Origin of the sequence: uncultured Sulfitobacter sp., assembly GCF_947500075.1 — a bacterium.
In the GTDB taxonomy this organism is placed as follows: domain Bacteria; phylum Pseudomonadota; class Alphaproteobacteria; order Rhodobacterales; family Rhodobacteraceae; genus Sulfitobacter.
Genome location: NZ_CANMQS010000020.1, coordinates 1 through 2,445 on the forward strand (window position 1 = coordinate 1; position 2,445 = coordinate 2,445).

1 protein-coding gene is annotated in these 2,445 nt (G+C 59.5%); it reads left to right on the forward strand.

The annotated features are described in order from the left end of the window. Nucleotides 1-64: 64 nt before the first annotated feature. The gene (locus tag Q1A91_RS23620; RefSeq protein WP_299883369.1) at nt 65-2,413 is read left to right on the forward strand and encodes a hypothetical protein; all 2,349 of its coding nucleotides are present in this window, start codon (nt 65-67) and stop codon (nt 2,411-2,413) included. Nucleotides 2,414-2,445: the final 32 nt, after the last annotated feature.

A 2,445-nucleotide genomic window follows, 5' to 3' on the forward strand; every position in this document is an offset into this window, starting at 1 on the left:
AGAAACCATTGTCCAGATGGACCAAAGGCCGATCATGCACTAACAATCAAATTGGACCACTCAAGTGGGGCTGATCATCCCCGACAGCGGCATCTTCAACTTCGACAAGATGGACGCGGACGTAGACATCAAGGATGTGATCAACATGGCAGCTGATGCAGTGGACAACTCCACCTTCCTGAAGTCCACAAGCCTCGAAGACGTCACCAACGAAGCGCGGGCCTATCTGGCTGAGAGCGTGGACGTGGACCCCAACGTGATCGACGCATCGCTGGCCCAGATGGCTGGCAACGCGGAGAAGCAGCGGGCAATGGTCGTGGCTGGTAAGGCTCTGGTCCAATCCCTCGCGGGTGAGGTGGAGCGGCTGGCCTACGTGATCGACGCTGGCGATGCTGGCAAGGAGGTCTACGAGAAGTTCATCCGTATGCAGGCACGTCTGGTGGAAACCTCAGGGAACCTGAAGGCAACCATCACAGGGGCAGCTCAGGCGACCTCTGCGGGGCGTATCCGTACCTCGGACTGGCTGACTGGTCAGGAGCTTTCCAAGGCTGACATCATCAAGCAGATCGACGAGAACATCGCGGGAGCTGGTGGCAGCACTGGCATCGACGACATGGCGCGGGCGATCATCCTCAACAAGGCGAGTAAGGGTGGTGCCAACGGCATCTTCAAGATCGCTGAAGGGGCCACTGGTCCTATGCGTGTCATCAACGAGGTCTGGATCAACGCGATCCTGTCAGGACCCAAGACCCACATGATCAACATCATCTCGAACGCGGGCAACACAATGCTGTTTCCTGCTGAGAAGATGCTGGGTGGTGCGGTGTCGATGGACCCAGCGATGATCAAGGAAGGTGCGCGGCAGTACGCTGGCATCGTCATGGCGGTGAAGGACAGCATGAAGCTGGCGGGACAGGCCTTTGTGAAAGGGCGCAACCTGCTCGATCCTGAGGCTGCGATCCTTGAGGCCAACGGCAACGACTTCCGTGCGATCCGCTCGAACAGCGACAACGCAGCTGTGCGGGGTCTGATCAACGGCATTGGTGAGGTCATCCGCTTCCCTTCACGGGGGCTGCTGACAGCTGATGAGTTCTTCAAGCAGGTCAACTACCGTTCCGGCGTCTACGCTGATCTGGTGGCTCAGGCGAACGATCTGGTGGCTGCTGGCAAGCTGAACCCAAAGCAGGCGGGCAAGTACATTGCTGATCGCATGGAGACAGCTGTCGCGAAGGACGGGTCTGCACGTTCACCGCGTCATATTGAACGTGCACGAGAGGTGACCTTCACGCATGAATTGGGGACAGGTGACGGACAGTTTGGAAAGCTCTCAAAGGAAATCCAGAACATGACCAACAGGCACCCGGCGCTCAAGCTGATCCTTCCGTTCGTTCGGACACCGACCAACATTATCAAGGCCAGTGTGCAACGGACCCCGGTCCTGCGCCGTCTGTCCAGCACCCTTAACGCTGACCTCAAGAGCGGTGATCCCAAGCGGGTCGCGGCAGCTCGCGGCAAGTTGGTTACAGGGAACCTGATGTGGGGCGCGGCGATCATCGCGGCTCAGGAAGGGAAGATCACAGGCTCCGGCCCGACAGACCCGCAACAGCGCAAGCTCCTGATGGAGACCGGCTGGCGTCCCAACTCCTTCGTCATCGACGACGGCAACGGCGGCAAGCGGTATGTCGAGTACGCCCGCCTCGAACCCTTCTCCATGTTCCTCGGCATTGCTGCTGACGTGACAGAGATCGGCGGACAGGTGGGAGAGCAGGAGCTGGACGACCTCGCAGTGGCGGCACTGATCGGCTTCACCAACAACGTGACATCCAAGACGTACCTTCAGGGCCTCTCGGACACGTTCGCGGCGCTGAGCGCACCTGAGCGCAACTTGCAGTCACTGATGAACCGCTACGCTTCCAGTATGGTCCCTTACTCCTCTGCCCTCCGTGAGGCGCGGAAGTTCAAGGACCCGGCTCTGCGGGACGTGCGGTCGATGCTCGACGCGATCAAGAACACCATCCCCGGCTACTCCGAGACGATCCCGGCCAAGCGCTCATGGATCACCGGACAGATCATCCACTACCCCAAGGGCTGGGGCGCGGACATGGTCTCTCCCCTCGGTGAAGCGTTTGCTTCCGCTAACCCGATCACTGCAGGCGACTGGAAACAGGACCCTGTGCTGGACGAGCTGGCTGGCCTCGACTTCGGTCTCTCTGCGCCCACGCGGAAGATCAAGGGGGTGGAGCTGGATCAGAAGCAGTACGAGCGCCTGCTGGAGCTTCACGGCACTGTCCGCTCTGGCCTGTACACCATGTACCAGCGGCTGGAGAAGCTCTTCGAGAGCGACAGCTACAAGCGCCTCCCCACAGAGTGGCCTGCTGCCGGTTTCGTGGACACCGAGATAAGGTGTTTATGAAACTGGAGAATCTAAATGACGAGAAGAATGTT